This window comes from Rheinheimera pacifica (assembly GCF_900108485.1).
GTDB classification, from domain to species: domain Bacteria; phylum Pseudomonadota; class Gammaproteobacteria; order Enterobacterales; family Alteromonadaceae; genus Alishewanella; species Alishewanella pacifica.
On the sequence record NZ_FNXF01000013.1, the window covers coordinates 56,106 to 75,373 of the forward strand.

The window sequence follows — 19,268 nt, forward strand, 5'->3', positions numbered from 1 at the left end:
TGTACAGGTAACCAGCACTATGAGACCTCTGACACCAAGACAGGCAGAAATTCTGCAATTGATAAAAACCTATCAGCAAGATAGCGGTATGCCGCCAACCCGGGCAGAGATCGCCCAGCAGTTAGGCTTTAAATCGGCAAATGCGGCTGAAGAGCATTTAAAAGCGCTGGCAAAAAAAGGCGTCATTGAAATGATGCCGGGTACCTCCCGCGGTATTCGCCTGGTAGACACCGACGAGCCAGAGCAACTGGGTTTGCCATTAATTGGTAAAGTGGCAGCAGGCCAGCCGATCCTGGCAACAGAGCATGTGCAGGATTATTACCAGGTAGATGCCAACCTGTTTAAACCTCATGCTGATTTTTTGCTACGGGTACAGGGTATGAGTATGCAGGATATTGGTATTCTGGACGGCGACTTGCTGGCCGTGCATAAAACCAGTCAGGCGCAGCCTGGTCAGGTTATTGTGGCCCGCGTTGATGAAGATGTGACCGTTAAACGGTTTCAGCGCGACGGCAACACCGTATTACTGCAACCGGAAAATAAAAACTTTGACGTGATCAAAGTAGACTTACGCGCTCAGCATTTTGCCATTGAAGGCTTGGCTGTAGGCGTTATTCGTAATGGTAGTTGGTTATAATTTGTACTAACCTCAATAGGTTATTTGTTAACAAGCGCTGGTATGACCACTAAGGTTTGCCGGCGCTTTTGTTATTTAGGGGTTTACACTGAGACGGATTTGGATAATTCTTAGGCTGAAACTGATTAAAAAATAACAACAGGGTCAGTTTTTGGTTTCAGCGCTAGCCCCGAAACCACAGGTAATAATAACAATAATAAACTGATGAAACTTCATACATGGGTTCGGTGTGGGTGGGTAAGAACCGTGTAGTACTGTGTACTTAGTTTCTGCAGTTTGCTTTGCAAAATGACAGAGGAGAAGTCCAGTGACGAAAACGCGTAGTCTTCGTTGGTCGCTGCCAACCCTGCTTTTAGCTGCAACAGTTGATGCAACAGATATGCCCTTGAATATGACCAGGGGCGTAACAGAAATCAGTCAGCAGGTTTATGATTTGCATATGACTATTTTCTGGATTTGTTGTGCAATTGGGGCAGTGGTGTTCGGGATCATGTTCTGGTCTATCGTTCGCCATCGAAAAGCGCGGGGAGTGCAGCCAGCCCAATTCCATGAAAGTACCAAAGTAGAAATACTCTGGACCGCTATACCGGTATTAATTCTGATCCTTATGGCCATTCCGGCTACCAAAACCCTTATTGCAATGGAAGATACCACAGAGGCCGATGTCACTGTGTTGGTAACCGGTTCGCAGTGGAAATGGCATTACAAATACCTTGAGAACGATGTTGAATTTTACTCTTTGCTGGCTACGCCTAAAGAGCAGATTACCAACAGGTTTGCCAAAGGAGAGAACTATCTGCTGGAAGTTGACCGGCCGCTGGTGATCCCCACCGGCAAAAAAGTACGTTTTCTGATGACCTCTGATGATGTGATCCACTCCTGGTGGGTACCCGCTTTCGCGGTAAAAAAAGATGCTAACCCCGGCTTTATTAACGAAGCCTGGACCCGGGTAGATGAGCCCGGTATTTATCGTGGTCAGTGTGCTGAGCTATGCGGCAAAGATCATGGTTTTATGCCAATAGTGGTGATTGCCAAGAGCCCGGCTGACTATGAGCAGTGGGTTAATGGTGAAGCCGAGCGCATTGCAAAAGCAAAAGCTGAAGAGCAAGAACTGCTGGCAATGAACATGAGTATGGAAGAGTTGATGAGCGTAGGTGCCCGTACTTATACCGCCTACTGTGCAGCTTGCCATCAGCCTAGCGGTGAGGGTTTGCCTGGTATTTTCCCGGCGCTTAAAGGCAGTGCCATGGCATTGAATGATATGCCGGGCCATATCAATATCGTGCTCAATGGTAAAGCCGGAACCTCCATGCAGGCTTATGCCAGGCAGTTGAGTTTAAAAGAAATTGCTGCCGTAATTACCTATGAGCGTAATGCCTGGGGTAACAATACCGGTGAACTGGTGCAGGCTGCTGATGTGCATGCCGTCATGCAAGGTAAAGGGGAATAACCGATGAGTGCAGTAGTGACAGATCATGAGCACGAACATCATGACCATAAACCCAGCGGCATAAAGCGCTGGTTATATACCACCAACCACAAAGATATCGGCACCATGTACCTGGTGTTTGCGCTGATTATGTTTTTTATCGGCGGCGCTATGGCAATGGTGATCCGCGCTGAGTTATTTCAGCCCGGTATGCAGTTTGTAGAGCCTAACTTTTTCAACCAGATGACGACAGTACACGGCCTGATCATGGTATTTGGTGCAGTAATGCCGGCCTTTACCGGGCTGGCAAACTGGATGATACCAATGATGATTGGGGCGCCGGATATGGCGTTGCCGCGGATGAACAACTGGAGTTTCTGGATCCTGCCGTTTGCATTTTTAATTCTGTTAATGTCGCTGTTTATGCCGGGCGGCGGCCCCAGTTTCGGCTGGACTTTCTACGCACCGTTATCCACCACCTATAGCGGTGACAGTACGGCGTTGTTTGTGTTTTCAGTGCACATCATGGGTATATCGTCCATCATGGGTGCCATTAACGTTATCGTGACCATCTTTAACCTGCGTGCACCGGGCATGACCTGGATGAAAATGCCGTTGTTTGTCTGGACCTGGCTGATTACTGCCTTCCTGCTGATCATGGTCATGCCGGTGTTAGCGGGTGTGGTAACGATGGTACTGACAGATAAATACTTCGGTACCAGTTTCTTTGATGCTGCCGGTGGCGGCGATCCGGTGCTGTTTCAGCATATTTTCTGGTTTTTCGGCCACCCTGAAGTGTACATCATGATTTTACCGGCCTTTGGCATAGTGTCGAGCATAGTGCCCACCTTTGCCCGCAAGCCGCTGTTTGGCTATGCCTCTATGGTGTATGCCACTTCCAGTATTGCGTTGCTGTCATTTCTGGTATGGGCGCACCATATGTTTACCACTGGTATGCCGGTAGCGGGGGCGCTGTTCTTTATGTACTGCACCATGCTGATAGCGGTGCCCACCGGGGTAAAAGTATTTAACTGGGTGGCCACCATGTGGCGCGGCGCTATGACGTTTGAAGTGCCAATGATGTTCGCACTGGCGTTTATTGTGCTCTTTACCATTGGTGGTTTCTCGGGCCTGATGCTGGCGATTACTCCGGCAGATTTTCAGTATCACGATACCTACTTTGTGGTAGCGCATTTCCACTACGTGCTGGTAACAGGTGCGGTGTTCTCGATTATTGCTGCTGCTTACTACTGGTTACCCAAGTGGACCGGGCATATGTATGACGAAAAGCTGGGGCAATGGCATTTCTGGTGCTCTCTGATTTCAGTCAACATGCTGTTTTTCCCGATGCACTTTGTCGGCCTGGCAGGTATGCCGCGGCGTATTCCGGATTACGCGCTGCAGTTTGCTGACTTTAATGCCTTTATCAGTATTGGTGGTTTTCTGTTCGGCGCCTCGCAGCTGATTTTTGTGGCGGTGCTGGTGAAATGTGCCCGTGGTGGTGAAAAAGCTACCGCGCAGGTATGGGAAGGTGCCGAAGGTCTGGAATGGGAAGTACCATCACCTGCGCCGTATCACACCTTTGAAACGCCACCGGTCATTAAGTAGGAGCGCGTTATGGCACTAAAACATAAACCGTTAACCTTTAAGCTGGCTGTAACCGCTTTGGCGATGTTTGGTTTTGGTTTTGCGCTGGTGCCGTTATATGACGTGTTCTGTGATCTGACCGGCTTAAATGGTAAAACCGCTGCGACGGCTGCCAGTGCCGATGCGGCACTGATTGATACCAGCCGTGAAGTGGTGATTGAGTTTATTGCCCGGCCAAACAAAGAAATGCCCTGGGTGTTTAAGCCAGAGGTGCGTCGCATGACAGTGCACCCCGGTGAAATTCATATTATGAATTATCTGGCTGAAAACCCAACGGGGCGAATGATTGTTGGCCAGGCGGTACCATCAGTGTCACCTGGTCAGGCCGCGTTGTACTTTCACAAAATAGAGTGTTTTTGCTTTACCCAGCAGCAGTTGGCGGGCGGTAAAAACATGCTGATGCCGTTACAGTTTTATGTCGACCCGGCACTGCCCAGCCAGTTTTCCACCATTACGCTGTCGTATACGCTTTATGACGTAACCAGCGCCTGGACCGGTGACACTGCTGCGTCGTCACAACTTGGGGAATAACATGAGTAAAACTTACGAAAAATATTATGTTCCCGCCCAGAGCCCATGGCCGATAGTCGGGGCTGTGGCGCTGTTTTTAATTGCCCTTGGCGCAGGTAACTATGTTAACGAAGTGACCAGACAGCAACCGGGTTTTGGCGGCTATATGCTGGCAGCCGGTTTTGTCGTCCTGATTTTTATGCTGTTTGGCTGGTTTAAAAACGTTATTGATGAATCGATGAGTGGTTTATACAGTGCACAGATGGACCGCTCATTCCGCCAGGGTATGAGCTGGTTTATTGTCTCTGAAGTCATGTTTTTTATGGCGTTCTTCGGAGCCTTGTTCTATGGCCGGGTAATAGCGCTGGACTGGCTGAGCGGTGGCAGTAATAACGCCATGACGTTTGAAGTTTTGTGGCCCAGCTTTGAAGCAATGTGGCCGCTGGTGAAAACGCCTGGTGGTATTGAAACTCAGGCTATGCCAGCTACCGGCTTGCCGCTTATCAACACTGCCATTCTGGTTATTTCCTCTGTTACGTTGCATTTCGCCCATACCGGGCTGGAGCAGAATAAACGCGGCCAGTTAAAAATAATGTTATTGGTAACCTTATTGCTGGGTGCCACTTTCCTGGGTTTACAGGTGTATGAGTATATTCATGCTTACCGTGATCTGGGGTTAACGCTGGCATCAGGCTTTTACGGCAATACGTTCTTTTTATTAACCGGCTTTCACGGCATGCATGTGACGCTGGGGGCCATTATTCTGTTGTTTGTGTTTTTCCGCGTGCTTAAAGGCCATTTTACGCCAGAGAAACACTTCGCCTTCCAGGCCGCAGCCTGGTATTGGCACTTTGTTGATGTGGTTTGGTTGTGCCTTTATGTATTTGTTTACGTGATCTGATGCTAGTAAGGCCTGGGGTTTTGATCCAGAAACCCCAGCGCCTGCGCGATAAAGATCAGTATCAGCACCAGGGCAGAAAACATGACACGGCGACCAAGGTAGCGCGACATTTTTACCTCTGGCTCAGGTTGTCGCAGCATCACCAGCCCTGCACGCACCAGATTGGCAATAATAAAAAGTAGTAGCGCTATGATAATAATTTTAAGCAACATCAGTAACACTCTCCGGGATAGGTGTTATGCGCGTTAAACTGGCTAACCAGGTTTTCGCACTTAATACGCTGTGGGTCATTCTCACTTTGACTGCTTTTGCCATTTTAATCAACTTGTCCTGGTGGCAGCTAAGCCGTGCCGCTGAAAAAACCGAGCAGCTGGCGCGTTTGGCACAATTGCAGGCAGAGGGTGCCGTCACGCCGGCGCAATTAACCCAGCTGGTGGTTACTGATATTGATGGCGTGCCGTTAAAAGGGCAAGGCAGTTGGCTGGCGCCTTATGTCTGGTTGCTGGACAACCAGATTGTTAACGGCAGAGTGGGTTATGACGTAATAGTGCCGGTGCAAGCGGTAGGTATGACCAGACCACTGCTGGTTAATCTGGGCTGGCTGGCCGGGGCTGACAGCCGCGACATATTGCCGCAGCTTGATATTGCCAGTGAGTTTGCGCTGGACGGTTTACTGCGTACTAAGGTAGATGGCCTGATATTGCTTGGCCAGAACGCTGAAGATCACGGCCAGTGGCCGATGCGGATCCAGCAGATAGATTATGCTGAACTGGCGCAACAAAGCGGCCTGGAGCTTTATCCGGCTTTGTTATACCAACAGCATGCCAGTGCTTTTACACCGCACTATCAGCCGGTTGTACTATCACCAGAGAAGCACCGCGGCTATGCGCTGCAGTGGTTTTTACTGGCAGTTGCCGTAGTGGGCGTAGCGTTGGCTGCCAGTCATCAGGGGAAAGCTAAACATGAATAAGAAAAAATTTCTGCTGTTATTTGTCTTGTGTTGCGCTTTGCCATTGCTGGCTGCCAAACTGGTGCTGGAGTTTGGCTGGTTTAATAGTGGTGTTTCCAGTAAAGGCGAGTGGCAGCAAACTGAAGTGTTTCTGTTAACCGCAACAAGTGCCAAAGCACACTGGCGGCTGGCTGTTGCCCCCAAAGCCGAGTGCGACAAACAGTGCCAGCAGGCATTATTTACCATCCAGCAACTTTATGTCGGGCTGGGGCGCAAGCAGGTGCAAGTGCAGCCTGTGCTGATCAGCGAGCAGATCCCACCGGAAACTTACACGGCTTTTACCCGCCATAGCGCAGTTCAGCCTGTACCAGAGGCGCTACAGAACCGCATTTTACTTATTGATCAGCAAGGGCTGGTGTTGCTGAGCTATCCGGTACCGCTGGTACAAACGGAACTGGCAAGCACTGCCAGTGCCATCCGGCAAGACTTACTTAAACTGCTTAACTATGATCGGACCAGCGTATGAGATCGGAGCCACGTATGAAAACACAACAATGGCTGGCGACCATCGCCGTTTTTCTTACCATGGGTGTTATTTTACTCGGTGCTTACACCAGGCTGACAGATGCCGGGCTGGGCTGCCCGGACTGGCCCGGTTGTTATGGTTTTTTAAAGGTGCCCAAGCAGGAGCATCATATTGCGGCTGCAATGGAGGCATTTCCAGAGCGGCCACTTGAGCCGCATAAAGCCTGGAATGAAATGGTGCACCGGTATTTTGCCGGTAGCCTGGGGCTGTTAATTGCGGCAATATTCTTTGTTGCCTTGCTGCGCAAACAAAGTAGCAGGTTAATACCCACTGCCTTGCTGGCGCTGGTGGTGTTTCAGGCGGCGCTCGGCATGTGGACAGTAACACTGAATTTACTGCCGCTGGTGGTAATGGGGCACTTACTGGGCGGTTTTACGTTGCTAAGCCTGCTGGCAGTGTACTGGTTAAAACTGCATCCCGACTACCGGGTGTATGAGCCTCAGCTGGTATCACTAAAACCTTTTGCCATCCTGGCGGTTGGCGTGCTGACAGTACAGATAGCGTTGGGTGGCTGGACTGCAGCGAATTATGCGGCACTGGCCTGTATAGAGCTACCGGTATGCGAGGCAGGCTGGCTGCAGCGCATGAATATCAGTGAAGCGTTTGATTTACATCTGGGGCATGACGATTACGAGTACGGTGTGATGTCGGCTGAAGCCCGCCAGACAGTGCATGTATTTCATCGCTTAGGGGCTGTCATTACGCTGGTAGTGCTGTCGGCTTTTCTGCTGCAACTGTGGCGCCGTGTTACCAGCACCTTATTAAAGCGGCTTACTTTAGCCGCAGCAGCGTTATTGCTGCTGCAGTTTAGCCTGGGTGTGCTTAATGTTGCGTTGCATTTACCGCTGGCTAACGCGGTGGCACATAACTTTGTGGCCGCTAATTTATTAATGTTGCTGGTAATAATATGTATGCAATTGCGTGCAACTAACCCTACCGGCAAGGAGAGCTTATGACAGCCATTACACGTTCACGCGCGGGTATTAATCGGGCACGCGATTATCTGGAACTGACCAAACCTAAAGTGGTGGCCTTACTGGTACTGACAGCCTGGGTTGGCATGATGCTGGCAGTACCCGGCTTACCGGATTTAATCACCTTACTGGCTGCGACACTGGGTATCGGCTTATTATCGGCAGCCGCAGCAGCGATAAACCACGTGGTAGACAAACGCATTGATGCGCAGATGGCCCGCACATACAGCCGGCCTGTAGCTAAAGGCCGTGTCAGTGCCGCTGAAGCGACCGCTTTTGCGTTTAGCCTGGCATTGCTTGGTTTTGTGCTGTTGTATCTGGCAGTAAATGCGTTAACGGCCTGGTTAACACTGGCCAGCTTGTTTGGCTATGCCGTGGTGTACACTATGTTTTTAAAGCGCGCTACACCACAGAATATCGTTATTGGCGGTTTGGCCGGCGCTATGCCACCGTTGCTGGGCTGGACAGCCATAACCGGCGAGATCCACAGCCATGCGCTGTTGCTGGTAATGATTATTTTTGCCTGGACACCACCGCACTTCTGGGCGTTGGCGATTCACCGCCGTGATGATTATGCCAAAGTGAATATGCCGATGTTGCCGGTAACGCATGGCATTGAATTTACCAAAAGTGTGATCTGTCTTTATACGGTGTTGTTGTTTATTGTTTGCTTAATGCCCTATCTGGTGGGTATGAGCGGCGCTATTTATCTGGTAGGCAGTGCCGTGTTAAACCTGCGTTTTATGCAATATGCCTGGAAACTAAAATTTAATGCCGATGCCGGTACTGCCATGGCAACCTTTAAGTTTTCTATTGTCCATCTGATGGTATTATTTCTGCTGTTATTAGTGGACCATTACTTTAAGGTATCGCCTATCTATGTTTCGTAATTTGCTTTATGTCGCACTTGCTGTAGCGGCAATGGTCGCCGGTGTGTTGTTGTATCAATTTTCGCAGGCCAGTGCCGAGCCAGAGCTGGCACTGGTTTACCCGCAGCCAAGAGCCCTGGCAGACTTTACGCTGACCGACCAGCATGGTGAAACAGTAAACCGCGAGCGCTTGTATGGCCAGTGGACGCTGGCCTTTGTTGGTTACACCTACTGCCCGGATATTTGCCCGTTAACCCTGGCTAAACTGGCCGGTGTGCAGCCCGATTTAGCGGCAATGGTAAAGCAACCGCTTAAAGTATGGTTTATTTCGGTCGACCCGAACCGGGACACCACCGAGCAGCTAAATAATTACGTCAGTTATTTTGAGCAAGCCAATGTGCTGGGCATGACAGCAGGCCATGATCAGCTGTTTCCTTTTGTCCGCCAGCTTGGGCTGATGTACGCACTAAGCAGCACGACACAGGCCGATTATCTGGTTGATCACAGTGCATCTGTGGCGCTGATAAACCCGCAGGGGCAACTGGTTGCCATGTTTAAACCGCCAATGCAGGTGGGAGAGCTGCCCGTTATAAACGCCGAGCAGCTATTAGCAGATTTTCCGTTAGTGCTTAACAAGCTTAACGCTAATTAAGCCACGGCTGGGAATACCAGTAAAAATAGCCTTTATTGCTCAGAGATGGCGCGGTGCAGTTATAACGGCTGCGGCCCCGGTTCAGCGCTTTGCTGGCGGTAACAGTAAAAGTACTATCGTCCAGCCACTGCGGTTGCAGTACTTCGCTACCGGCAAAACATTGCAGTTGGTTGCGGTTAAAGTCGTCTGTTTTCAGTGACAATTTCAGCTGCGGTGGGTTTGCGCTGATAACCGGGTTAACGCCATGATAGTTGGTAATATTAAACGCCAGTGTGCGCAGTTTTTGTGCTAAATCTTTTAAATCAGCATACTGGCCGGCTGCCGGATAACGCGGAATGCGGGTTAATACGGTATGGTTGCCAATAGCGCCGGATTGCTGACCAATACCAATAAAACCCAATTCGGTGACTAACTGTTCCAGTTCACGGCTGTATTCGCCATAAGGATACGCCAGCCATTGATGGCGCTGGCCGGTTACCTGCTCAATTTTATCTTCTGCTGCCAGAATGCTTTGTTTCATCCGTTCACGCCACTGCGACTGGCTTTCACCGGCTTCAGGTCTGGCCATATGTTCATGCCGCATAGCATGGTTTGCCACCAGTACCCCGTCGTCCGACATTTGTTTTACCTGCTGCCAGTTCAGCAAAGGGCCATCACCTTTGTCTATGCTGCCGGGGCTGATAAAAATAGTGTACGGATAGCCAAATTCCTGCAGGATAGGGTGCGCCGTGGTGAAGTTGTTTTCGTAGCTGTCGTCAAAGGTAATTACCACGCTGTTAGGCGCCACCGGCTCGCCTTTTCGCAGCTGGGCGATAAGTACGTCAAGGCCGATAACCTGAAAGTTATTGTCTTTGAAGTGCTGTAAATGGCCACGCAATTCATCGGCGGTAACACTGCTTACACGCGGAGTATCGCTGGCAACATGGTGGTAAATCAGCATCACGGCGGCCTGTGCAGGCAATGTCAGGCTAAGCAGTAATGCAACAAAACATAGAAGGTTTTTCATAAGCAGGGCACCCGCATGGCAACAAAACGAAGCCGTTTTATAGCACAAGCGGGCGTTAAACGCAGCTTTAGTCAGGTAAGCAGCTTGGATCAGTAGTAAGAGTGTTCGCCACGTTGGTGCTCGGTGATGTCACGCACGCCGTTCAGCTCACCACTAAAGCGGTTTAGTAGCTCTTTCTCGATACCTTCTTTGAGCGTTAAATCAACTTGTGAACAGCCATTACAACCGCCACCGAACTGCAAAATGGCTACGCCATCTTTGGTCAGCTCCATTACGCTGACTCTGCCACCGTGGTTAGCCAGTTGCGGGTTAATTTCACTGTCGATAACGTACTGCACCCGTTCCATTAACGAGGCGTCGTCACTCACCTTGCGTACTTTGGCGTTTGGCGCTTTTAATGTCAGCTGCGAGCCCATCTGATCGGTAACAAAATCAATGTCGGCGTCCACTAAGAACGGCTGGCTTTCAGCGTCTACTACCGCATTGAAACCGTTAAAATTCAGGGTTAAGTCGGTGTCTTCTACTGCGTCTGGCGGGCAGTAAGATACGCCACACTCCGCTTGCGCGGTGCCTGGGTTAACTACAAACACCCTGATATTTGTGCCTGCCGGTTGTTTTGACAGCAGCTTGGCAAAATGCAGCTGTGCCTGTTCTGAAATCGTGATCATAATAGTACCTGACTAAATTACTAGGTTAATGGCTATGATACTCCTCCTGTTTCTTTGAAGCCAGCCCCGCTTGAGTTTTGCCGCCTGATCTGGCTAACTTAGCCGCAGCCAAAAGGATATCATTTATGAAATATTACATTACCCTGAGCGCTTTTCTGCTCAGTTTTTGCAGTGCCGCAGCTACTACATATGTGCCAGCGGTGACAGATTCAAGCCTGCCAACACCACAACAGGTGCTGGGGTTTCAGGTTGGCGAATGGCATGCGCGCCATGACCAGATCCAGCGTTACTTTGAACAATTGGCTGCCGCGTCTGGCCGGGCCCAGCTGGAAGTGATTGGCTACACTCATGAACAGCGGCCTTTGCTGCAGATGATCATATCATCTGAGCAAAATTTGCAGCGGCTGGATCAAATCCGCCAGCAACATATTGCTGCCGCACGCCGTGGCGAAGAACTTCGCAGCGATGCTCCGGTGATTATCTGGCTGGGCTACAGCGTGCATGGTAATGAACCCAGTGGTGCAAATGCAGCTGTTTTGCTGGCACAGTATCTGGCTGCTGCTGACAATGATGAGGTGCGCAACTGGCTGAATAATGCCGTTATTCTGCTGCAACCCACGTTAAACCCTGATGGCCATGACCGCTTTGCGCTATGGGCCAATATGCACAAAGGTGCGGCGCCGGTAGCAGATCCACAGCATCGCGAGCATAACGAGCCGTGGCCAAACGGCCGGCCCAACCATTACTGGTTTGATTTAAACCGTGACTGGTTACTATTGCAGCACCCGGAAAGCCGCGCACGCATCGCCCAGTACCAGCAATGGCTACCCAACGTGGTGGGTGACTACCATGAAATGGGCACCAACAGCAGTTACTTCTTTCAGCCGGGCATTCCCAGCCGAAATTATCCGCTAACGCCTAAGCGTAACTTTGAACTGACCAGTGCGCTGGCAAAATATCATGCTGCGGCTTTAGATCAGGCGGGGCAGCTGTATTACACCGAAGAAAGTTTTGATGATTTTTATGTTGGCAAAGGCTCTACCTATCCTGATATTCAAGGCAGCGTTGGCATTTTATTTGAGCAAGCCAGTAGCCGTGGCCATTTGCAGGACAGTATTAATGGCCCGCTGAGTTTCAGTGCCACTATTCAAAACCAGCTGACTACCTCTTTATCAACTATCCGTGGCGCGGTAGATAACCGCCGCGAGCTATTGTCTTATCAGCAGGAGTTTTATAAATCTGCGCAGCAACAAGCAAAAAACAGTAAAGTGAAAGGTTATATGTTGACCGAAAGTGCTGATCAAACACGGTTGGCCGCTTTGCTGGATATATTGCAGCGCCATCATGTTGAGGTGTATCAGTTAAGCCGCGACTGGCAGGACGAAAATGAGAAATACCCGGCGCTCAGCAGCTATTATGTGCCACTGCAACAACCACAATACCGGCTGATTAAAGCGATGTTCAGCACAGAGAAGAACTTTCCTGATAACACCTTTTATGATGTATCAGCCTGGACCTTACCTCACGCTTATAACATCAGCTTTGATACGGTAAACCGTGAACCGGCACAATCGGGCCTGACCGAAACCTGGCAAACCCGCCCGGCAGAGCCAGCGGCGCTGCCGATGGGTGCCTATGCTTATGCGTTTAGCTGGCAGGATCAACAGGCGCCTTTGCTGTTACATGCCCTGCTGACAGAAAAGCTGGTAGTGCGCTCTGCCATGGCAAACTTTACTGCACTCAGTGGCAATGGCGAAGTTAGCCTGCCAGCCGGCACCATGGTGATCGCGGCAGGCTTGCAACAGCAAGCCGACTGGTTTAACCGTTTGCAACGTGTACAGCAGCGCTTCTCGCTGCCGGTGTATGCCATTAATTCTGGCTTAACGCCGCAGGGCAGTGATTTGGGTAGCAATAATTTTGCGGTAGTTAATTTACCCAAAGTATTACTAATGGCAGGGCCGGGTATTAATTCGACTGAAGCCGGCGAGGTTTGGTACAACCTGGAACGGCTGGCTGGCGTGTCGCCATCAATGGCTGAGCCACAGCAATTAAAGCAACTGGATTTAACACGTTACAGCCATATAGTATTGCCGGACGGTAATTATAGCGGCTGGCAAGACGCCGAAGTAAACCAGCTAAAGCGCTGGCTGGATAATGGCGGTGTACTGTGGGGCCATAAGCGCGGTGCAGCCTGGTTGGCACAAACCGGTTTGCTTAAAGCCGATGTATGGCAGGGCGCGGAAATGAGCAGCCTTATTCCAAACAACGACCTGAGCTACAAAGACAAAGAGTTGCTGGCAGGCAAACAACGTATTGCCGGGGCTATTTATCAGGCCGAGCTGGATTTAAGCCATCCGCTGACATTTGGTTTTACCCGTGCCACCTTGCCGGTATTTAAAAACAGTACCTTCCTGCTGCAACCATCAGGATTCCCTTTTGTAAATGTCGCACTTTATAGCGCCACACCACAGTTGGCTGGTTACACTGCGCCAGAGTATGTACCACGCATCAGCCAGAGTGCAGTTTTACTGGCACACAACGTAGGTAAAGGCCGGGTTATAGCTATGTCAGACAACCCTGTATTTCGCGGTTATTTTTATGGCTCCAGCCGCTTATTGGTAAATGCGTTGTACCTAGGTAGTAGTTTCAGCACGGCGACAAATTAGTCTGCCAGCGTTACCGCTATGGTCCAGAGGCTGATCTGCTTAGCGCCATGGCGGCGTAGCAAGCGGCATAGTTCATTGGCGGTAGCGCCGGTGGTAACAACATCATCTACCAACGCCAGATGTGCAGGTACAGTAAGCTCAGGGTGCAGGGTAAAGGCATGGCGCAGGTTAGCCTGGCGCTGTTTGCGGCTAAGGCCAACCTGAGCCTTTTGTTTTTCAGGGCGCTGTAATAATGGCAGCAGCGGTATGCCGAGGGTCGCTGCCGCTGTTTGCGCCAGTAGTTCTGCCTGATTAAAACCCCGCTTGCGCTGCCTGGCCGGGTGCATAGGTACATACACTATCGCCTCCGGCAATTGCGGGCACTGCGCTTTGTACAGTGTCAGTAACGCCGCAAATTGCTGTTGCAGCAGTTGTGCGGCGCCATAATCCTGCTGAAACTTCCAGCGCTGTAACCAGTGCTGATAAGGCTGGCGATAATAGCCAAGGCTAAGCAGTGCATCAAAATGAGGCTTTTTCAGGCCTCTGGCTACCTGTGGTAACCACAACAAATTAAAGTGACAAAGCTGATACGGCAATTGCGGTAACGCCTGCTGACAATAAGTACAAAGCTGGCAGCCGGAGCTGTGCACCGGTAAACTGCACCACAGGCAGGGCGAGGGGAGCAGCAAGTGCCACAGGCGGCCAAACTGAGACAGAAGTTGGGTTAGCAAATCAAATTCCATTTCAATTTACAATTTTATAACTATGGCAGAGAAAATGACTTCAGACAAACCGGTATTGGTATTGTTACATGGCTGGGGAGTAAACCAGGGCGTCTGGCACGGTGTGGCGCAGCAACTGGAAAGCCAGCTGGACGGCAAAATACAGTTGCTCACACCTGACTTACCTGGCTTTGGTTTATGCCGCAACTATCCGCAGCCTTATCAGCTTGATGCTGTGGTGGAGATGCTGGCAGCGCATATCCCGGCGCAAAGTTATGTTTGCGGCTGGTCGTTAGGCGGCCTGCTGGCAATAGCGCTGGCACACCGTTATCCGCACAAAGTAAAGCAGCTGGGTTTAATTGCTGCATCGCCCTGTTTTATGGCTCAGCAAAACTGGCCCGGTATGGCAGAGGCGATTATGCAGCAGTTTGCCCGTGCGTTAAGTGAAAACCTGCCACTGACTATAGAGCGCTTTTTAGCCATTCAGGCGATGGGCAGCAGCAGCGCCCGCGCTGACATTAAAGTACTGAAACAAGCCATAATGGCTTACCCGATGGCAGATATCACCGCGGTGGAAGGTGCACTGCAATTACTTAAACTTGACCTGCGACAGCAGTTTGCTGCATTAACCCAGCCTGTAGCAGGCTTTTTTGGCCGCTTAGATTCACTCGTACCGGTAAAAGTAACTGATTTACTACAGCAATTGCAGCCGCACGGCCAGTTTGTAGTGGCAGCCCATGCATCACACGCGCCTTTTATCTCGCATCAGGACGAGTTTATACAATGGCTTAGGCTGTGGCTTAACTGAATGCTGTGTTACAGCTAACCCGCTTTACTCTGGGCTGGCTTTCTTTTTAGCTGGTTTTGGTTAATAATTAGCCACTATAGCTAATGTTGCAGGAGTTGTACCATGGACATTCAATCCGCGTTGTATTCTGGTGTGCAGGGGTTTCAGCGTGCCAGTGCAGGTGTCACGGATGCGACAATTGATATTAACCGCCAGACCCGTGCGAACCGGCTAAATGAAACCGAGCAGGCCGTTACACAGGCTGCGGCCACAGAGCAGCCGCGCCAGTTGCAAACTGCTGAACAACCCGGCTCGCTAACCAGTAATTTAGTGCAGTTAGGTCAGGAAGAGCGTAACGCTCAGGCCAATGTAAAAAGTATTCAAACCGCCGACGAGGTATTGGGTACTGTGATCGATATCCGGGTCTGAGCAAAATGCTGGTATCAAATTATCCTAATGTCAGTATTAACACCGCCAATCCGCCAACGGAGATGGCGCGGCGTGATGCTGTGCGGCGGGATTTATTTGAACCGGTAAAAGAAACCGCCAAATCCGGCGCAGAAAAACCGGTGGCTACTGATGAAAAAGCCCGGCCTGGTAACAATGGCGGGGCGCAGGTTAATCTGTATGATGCCAGCGGCAAAGAAACAGAAACCCAGCAGGCGATAGATGGCCGTGGTGAAAACGCAGACAGCCAGCAGCAAAACGATAAAGGTGAAGACGCCCCACAACAACAGGCTGAACAGCAGGAACAACAAGCGATCCGGGAGCTTAAAGCTCGGGATCAGGAAGTAAAAACGCACGAGCAGGCCCATGCGGCAGTTGGTGGTCGCTATGCCGGGGCGCCAAGCTACTCGTACGAGCTAGGCCCTGATGGCAAGCAATATGCTGTCGGCGGCGAAGTACAGATAGACATTTCGCCGATACCCGGTGACCCGCAAGCGACAGTGCAGAAAATGCAGCAGGTACGCGCCGCAGCCATGGCGCCGGCAGAGCCTTCGGCAGCAGACCGACGTATTGCGGCAGAAGCGGCTCAGCGCCAAATTCAGGCACAGGCCGAACTGGTTAAACAAAATTCAGCCGCAGGGCAAAGCAACGAGACAGAACAAACCGCAGCCAGTACCGGCTTTGCCGAACAGGTCGCGCAAACCGATATCAGCTACAGTGTGTCAGATAACAACGGCGGCAGCGCCGTGGTGTACCCGCAGCGCGATACGCTGGCCAGCTCAGCACAAATGCAACTGCGCCGCAGTGTTATTGCCGGGTTTTATCAAACGGCAACAGAGCCGCAAATTAAGCAATCACTGCAACAGGTTTAGCGGGTATAGCACACACCATTCCCGTTATTTTAACTACTTCTTCAGTTTGGCAAAGGCTTCAGCAAACGCATTGCCCATAGCGGCATTGTTGTCGGCCGGCTTGGCCTGGCGTGGCGCTGCCGGTCTGTTACTTTGCTGCCGTGGTGCGGTTTTATCAGTCGCTCTGTCCGCATTTTTCGGCGCCGGTTGTTCGTCCATCCGCATCGTCAGAGCAATGCGTTTGCGTTCAATATCGACTTCCAGCACTTTTACTTTTACCACATCACCGGCTTTTACCACCTGATGCGGATCACTGACAAATTTATCGGTCAGCGACGAGATATGTACCAAGCCATCCTGATGCACACCAATATCAACAAAGGCGCCAAAGTTAGTCACGTTAGTTACCACACCTTCGAGCAGCATGCCGTCTTTGAGGTCTTTTAACGTTTCTACACCGTCTTTAAAGCTGGCAGTTTTAAATTCCGGCCGCGGATCGCGGCCGGGTTTGTCCAGCTCTTTTAAAATATCGGTAATCGTTGGCACACCAAAATGCTCGTCGGCAAAGGTTTTGGCATCAATGCTTTTTAAGAAACTGCTGTTACCGATAATCTGCTCAACCGATTTCTGATGAGCGCTGATAATTTTTTCTACCAGCGGGTAAGCCTCGGGGTGCACCGATGATGCATCCAGCGGGTTTTTGCCGTTGTTAATGCGTAAAAAGCCTGCTGCCTGCTCATAAGCTTTGGGCCCCAACCGTGGCACTTTTAACAGCTCTTTACGCTCGTTAAAACGGCCGTTCGTGTCGCGGTAAACAACAATATTTTGTGCCAGAGTTTTATTTAACCCCGCCACACGGGCCAGCAGGGGAACCGAAGCGGTGTTTAAATCAACGCCGACCGCGTTTACGCAGTCTTCTACTACGCCGTCGAGTGATTTAGTCAGCAGGCTTTGGTTTACGTCGTGCTGATACTGGCCAACACCAATGGCTTTGGGTTCAATTTTTACCAGTTCGGCTAACGGGTCCTGCAAGCGGCGGCCGATAGATACGGCGCCACGCAGCGATACATCCAGATCCGGAAACTCCAGCGCCGCCAGCTCAGAGGCGGAATATATTGACGCGCCGGCTTCTGACACCATGATTTTTTGCAGTTTTTGTGCCGGCAGAGCTTTTAATACATCGGCGGCCAACTTGTCGGTTTCGCGCGATGCGGTGCCGTTACCTATGGCAATCAGTTCTATTTTATGTTGCTGACACAGTGCTACCAGAGTGCGCACCGATTTATCCCACATATTTTGTGGCGCATGCGGAAATATAGTGGTTTGGCTAAGCAATTTACCGGTTTCGTCAATGGCGGTTACTTTAACGCCGGTGCGCAGGCCGGGGTCCAGCGCCAGTGTGTTGCGCATACCGGCCGGTGCTGCCATTAGCAGGTCTTTCAGGTTGCGGGCAAATACTTTAATGGCTTCTTCTTCGGCCTTTTCGCGCAGTTCGCTTAGCAGATCATTTTCTAAATGCAGGTGCAGCTTTACTTTCCAGGTCCATTGCACGGCTGTGCGTAAAAACGCATCTGCGGCGCGGCCTTCGTCTTTAATGTTAAAGTGACTGGCCACCATTTGTTCGCACAGGCTGTGGGCAGTTTCTTCATTGGCGTCGGGCACTAACTGCAGTTGCAGCACACCTTCGTTACGGCCGCGGAACATGGCCAGCGCACGGTGCGACGGCGTGCTTTTCCAGCTTTCTGTATGCGCAAAGTAATCGCGGAATTTAGCGCCTTCCTGCTCTTTACCGGCAACCAGGGTGCTTTTTAGTACCGCGTGTTGTGCCAGATGCTGGCGCAAGCGGGCCAGCAGGTTCGCATCTTCGGCAAAGCGCTCCATCAGAATATACTTGGCACCATCAAGTACGGCTTTTACATCGGCAAAACCGGCCTCGGCATTGATAAACGCAGCCGCTTCTGTTTCCGGATTTAACTTCGGATTGGCCTGCAGTGCATCGGCCAGCGGCAATATGCCGGCTTCAATCGCGATCTGGCCCTTGGTGCGGCGTTTAGCTTTATACGGCAGATATAAATCTTCCAGCCGGGTTTTGTTGTCGGCAGCCAGTATGTCTTGTTTTAACTCAGCGGTTAATTTGCCTTGTTCGTCTATGGTTTTTAAGATCACCTGGCGGCGCTCTTCCAGCTCGCGCAGGTAAGTTAAACGCTGTTCCAGATGCCGCAATTGCGTATCGTCCAAACCACCGGTCACTTCTTTGCGGTAACGGGCAATAAAAGGCACTGTGGCGCCTTCTTCCAATAACGCGATAGTCGCGGAAACTTGCTCTGGGCGGGCGGCAATTTCTGCTGCAATTTGTTTAACAATCATAGACATAAACACAGAATTCCTGATTAAAAAGCACCGTTAAGGTGAAAAACATCAAACTAAAAACACGGCAATATATGCCGATTGTCCACTTTGTGCGGCAAAAAATCCAATCCGGCGCTGTTTTGCCGCTATCAGCTGTAGCGTATTTGGGTAATAAACCACAGTTTATTGCCTGTAGGGGTAGGTACCAAGGCGTCATCGTCTACGCTTTTTTTCAGCAGTGCCCGCGCCATGGGGGAATCAATAGAAATGTAATCTTTGCGGCCGTATATTTCATCCGGCCCGACAATACGAAAATTCAGCTGTTCGCCCCGTTCGTTTTCAATCTCAACCCAGGCACCAAAAAATACCTTGCCGTCTTGCTGCGGCGAGTAATCTACCACACGCAGCACTTCCAGCCGTTTGCGTAAAAAACGAATGCGGCGATCCGTTTCGCGCAGCAGTTTTTTATTGTACTGATAATCAGCGTTTTCACTGCGATCACCCAGGCTGGCAGCCCAGGCTACTTTGGCGGTTACGTCGGGGCGTTTTTCCCGCCATAAATAGTTCAGCTCATGTTGTAAGGCTTCAAAACCTTCACGGGTTATTAAATCGGTGCGCATGGTGTTGGTGTCGTTCGGT

Annotated in this window: 20 protein-coding genes; 14 read left to right on the plus strand and 6 right to left on the minus strand. The window is 50.7% G+C overall.

Translation table 11 applies throughout. The features are described from left to right. The first annotated feature begins 19 nt into the window (after window positions 1-19). From lexA to BLW68_RS15310, 5 genes are all read left to right on the plus strand, one after another. Window positions 20-637, plus strand: a complete 618-nt coding sequence (gene lexA / locus BLW68_RS15290) for a transcriptional repressor LexA (protein ID WP_092795260.1) — start codon at window positions 20-22, stop codon at window positions 635-637. Between the two features lie 307 nt (window positions 638-944). Further along, the gene (gene coxB, locus BLW68_RS15295) at window positions 945-2,087 is read left to right on the plus strand and encodes a cytochrome c oxidase subunit II (protein WP_331161693.1); all 1,143 of its coding nucleotides are present in this window, start codon (window positions 945-947) and stop codon (window positions 2,085-2,087) included. 3 nt (window positions 2,088-2,090) lie between these two features. After that, entirely contained in the window at window positions 2,091-3,674 is a 1,584-nt protein-coding gene (ctaD, locus tag BLW68_RS15300) for a cytochrome c oxidase subunit I (protein ID WP_092795264.1), read from the plus strand. A 9-nt stretch (window positions 3,675-3,683) separates the two neighbouring features. Then, window positions 3,684-4,244, plus strand: a complete 561-nt coding sequence (locus BLW68_RS15305; RefSeq protein ID WP_092795266.1) for a cytochrome c oxidase assembly protein — start codon at window positions 3,684-3,686, stop codon at window positions 4,242-4,244. A 1-nt stretch (window position 4,245) separates the two neighbouring features. Beyond that, the gene (locus tag BLW68_RS15310) at window positions 4,246-5,124 is read left to right on the plus strand and encodes a cytochrome c oxidase subunit 3 (protein WP_092795268.1); all 879 of its coding nucleotides are present in this window, start codon (window positions 4,246-4,248) and stop codon (window positions 5,122-5,124) included. 2 nt (window positions 5,125-5,126) lie between these two features. Here BLW68_RS15310 and BLW68_RS15315 read toward each other — a convergent pair whose 3' ends face one another. Next, window positions 5,127-5,336 carry a DUF2909 domain-containing protein gene (locus tag BLW68_RS15315; protein WP_092795271.1) on the minus strand — a complete coding sequence of 70 codons (210 nt, stop codon included), beginning with the start codon at window positions 5,334-5,336 and terminating at the stop codon, window positions 5,127-5,129. 26 nt (window positions 5,337-5,362) lie between these two features. Here BLW68_RS15315 and BLW68_RS15320 point away from each other — a divergent pair, with 26 nt between their 5' ends. The 5 genes from BLW68_RS15320 to BLW68_RS15340 are packed head-to-tail and all read left to right on the plus strand — an operon-like array spanning window position 5,363 to window position 9,154. Further along, a complete protein-coding gene (locus BLW68_RS15320; RefSeq protein WP_092795273.1) occupies window positions 5,363-6,094 on the plus strand; it encodes an SURF1 family protein in 732 nt (243 codons plus the stop codon). Then, entirely contained in the window at window positions 6,087-6,599 is a 513-nt protein-coding gene (locus tag BLW68_RS15325) for a hypothetical protein (RefSeq protein WP_092795274.1), read from the plus strand. Before BLW68_RS15320 ends, BLW68_RS15325 begins: the two co-directional genes overlap by 8 nt. Before the next feature lie 14 nt (window positions 6,600-6,613). Then, a complete protein-coding gene (locus tag BLW68_RS15330) occupies window positions 6,614-7,615 on the plus strand; it encodes a COX15/CtaA family protein (protein WP_092795276.1) in 1,002 nt (333 codons plus the stop codon). After that, complete coding sequence (cyoE, locus tag BLW68_RS15335; RefSeq protein ID WP_092795278.1) at window positions 7,612-8,523, plus strand: heme o synthase; 912 nt, start codon at window positions 7,612-7,614, stop codon at window positions 8,521-8,523. Before BLW68_RS15330 ends, cyoE begins: the two co-directional genes overlap by 4 nt. After that, a complete protein-coding gene (locus BLW68_RS15340; protein ID WP_092795280.1) occupies window positions 8,513-9,154 on the plus strand; it encodes an SCO family protein in 642 nt (213 codons plus the stop codon). Before cyoE ends, BLW68_RS15340 begins: the two co-directional genes overlap by 11 nt. Here BLW68_RS15340 and BLW68_RS15345 read toward each other — a convergent pair. Next, a complete protein-coding gene (locus BLW68_RS15345) occupies window positions 9,147-10,160 on the minus strand; it encodes a polysaccharide deacetylase family protein (RefSeq protein WP_092795282.1) in 1,014 nt (337 codons plus the stop codon). The two genes, BLW68_RS15340 and BLW68_RS15345, sit on opposite strands and share 8 nt — an antisense overlap. A gap of 89 nt (window positions 10,161-10,249) precedes the next feature. Continuing rightward, complete coding sequence (nfuA, locus tag BLW68_RS15350) at window positions 10,250-10,828, minus strand: Fe-S biogenesis protein NfuA (RefSeq protein ID WP_092795285.1); 579 nt, start codon at window positions 10,826-10,828, stop codon at window positions 10,250-10,252. Between the two features lie 125 nt (window positions 10,829-10,953). On the opposite strand from nfuA, the gene BLW68_RS15355 reads away from it, so the two are divergent. Then, the gene (locus BLW68_RS15355; protein WP_092795287.1) at window positions 10,954-13,494 is read left to right on the plus strand and encodes a M14 metallopeptidase family protein; all 2,541 of its coding nucleotides are present in this window, start codon (window positions 10,954-10,956) and stop codon (window positions 13,492-13,494) included. Here BLW68_RS15355 and BLW68_RS15360 read toward each other — a convergent pair. Further along, complete coding sequence (locus BLW68_RS15360; RefSeq protein WP_245728358.1) at window positions 13,491-14,204, minus strand: ComF family protein; 714 nt, start codon at window positions 14,202-14,204, stop codon at window positions 13,491-13,493. The two genes, BLW68_RS15355 and BLW68_RS15360, sit on opposite strands and share 4 nt — an antisense overlap. Before the next feature lie 46 nt (window positions 14,205-14,250). Between BLW68_RS15360 and bioH the strand changes: the two genes are divergently transcribed. The 3 genes from bioH to BLW68_RS15375 all read left to right on the plus strand — a co-directional run bounded on the left by bioH (window position 14,251) and on the right by BLW68_RS15375 (window position 16,301). Further along, entirely contained in the window at window positions 14,251-15,003 is a 753-nt protein-coding gene (gene bioH, locus BLW68_RS15365) for a pimeloyl-ACP methyl ester esterase BioH (RefSeq protein WP_245728359.1), read from the plus strand. 102 nt (window positions 15,004-15,105) lie between these two features. Further along, window positions 15,106-15,411: an excinuclease ATPase subunit gene (locus BLW68_RS15370; RefSeq protein WP_092795295.1), complete on the plus strand. Its 306-nt coding sequence runs from the start codon at window positions 15,106-15,108 to the stop codon at window positions 15,409-15,411. A 5-nt stretch (window positions 15,412-15,416) separates the two neighbouring features. Next, window positions 15,417-16,301 carry a putative metalloprotease CJM1_0395 family protein gene (locus BLW68_RS15375; protein WP_092795298.1) on the plus strand — a complete coding sequence of 295 codons (885 nt, stop codon included), beginning with the start codon at window positions 15,417-15,419 and terminating at the stop codon, window positions 16,299-16,301. Between the two features lie 33 nt (window positions 16,302-16,334). On the opposite strand, the gene BLW68_RS15380 is transcribed toward BLW68_RS15375, so the two are convergent. Together BLW68_RS15380 and greB are read right to left on the minus strand one after the other, a co-directional pair. Then, window positions 16,335-18,653 carry a Tex family protein gene (locus BLW68_RS15380; RefSeq protein ID WP_092795301.1) on the minus strand — a complete coding sequence of 773 codons (2,319 nt, stop codon included), beginning with the start codon at window positions 18,651-18,653 and terminating at the stop codon, window positions 16,335-16,337. 125 nt (window positions 18,654-18,778) lie between these two features. Next, window positions 18,779-19,249, minus strand: coding sequence for a transcription elongation factor GreB (gene greB, locus BLW68_RS15385; protein ID WP_092795305.1), 471 nt, complete (start codon window positions 19,247-19,249; stop codon window positions 18,779-18,781). Window positions 19,250-19,268 lie beyond the last annotated feature (19 nt).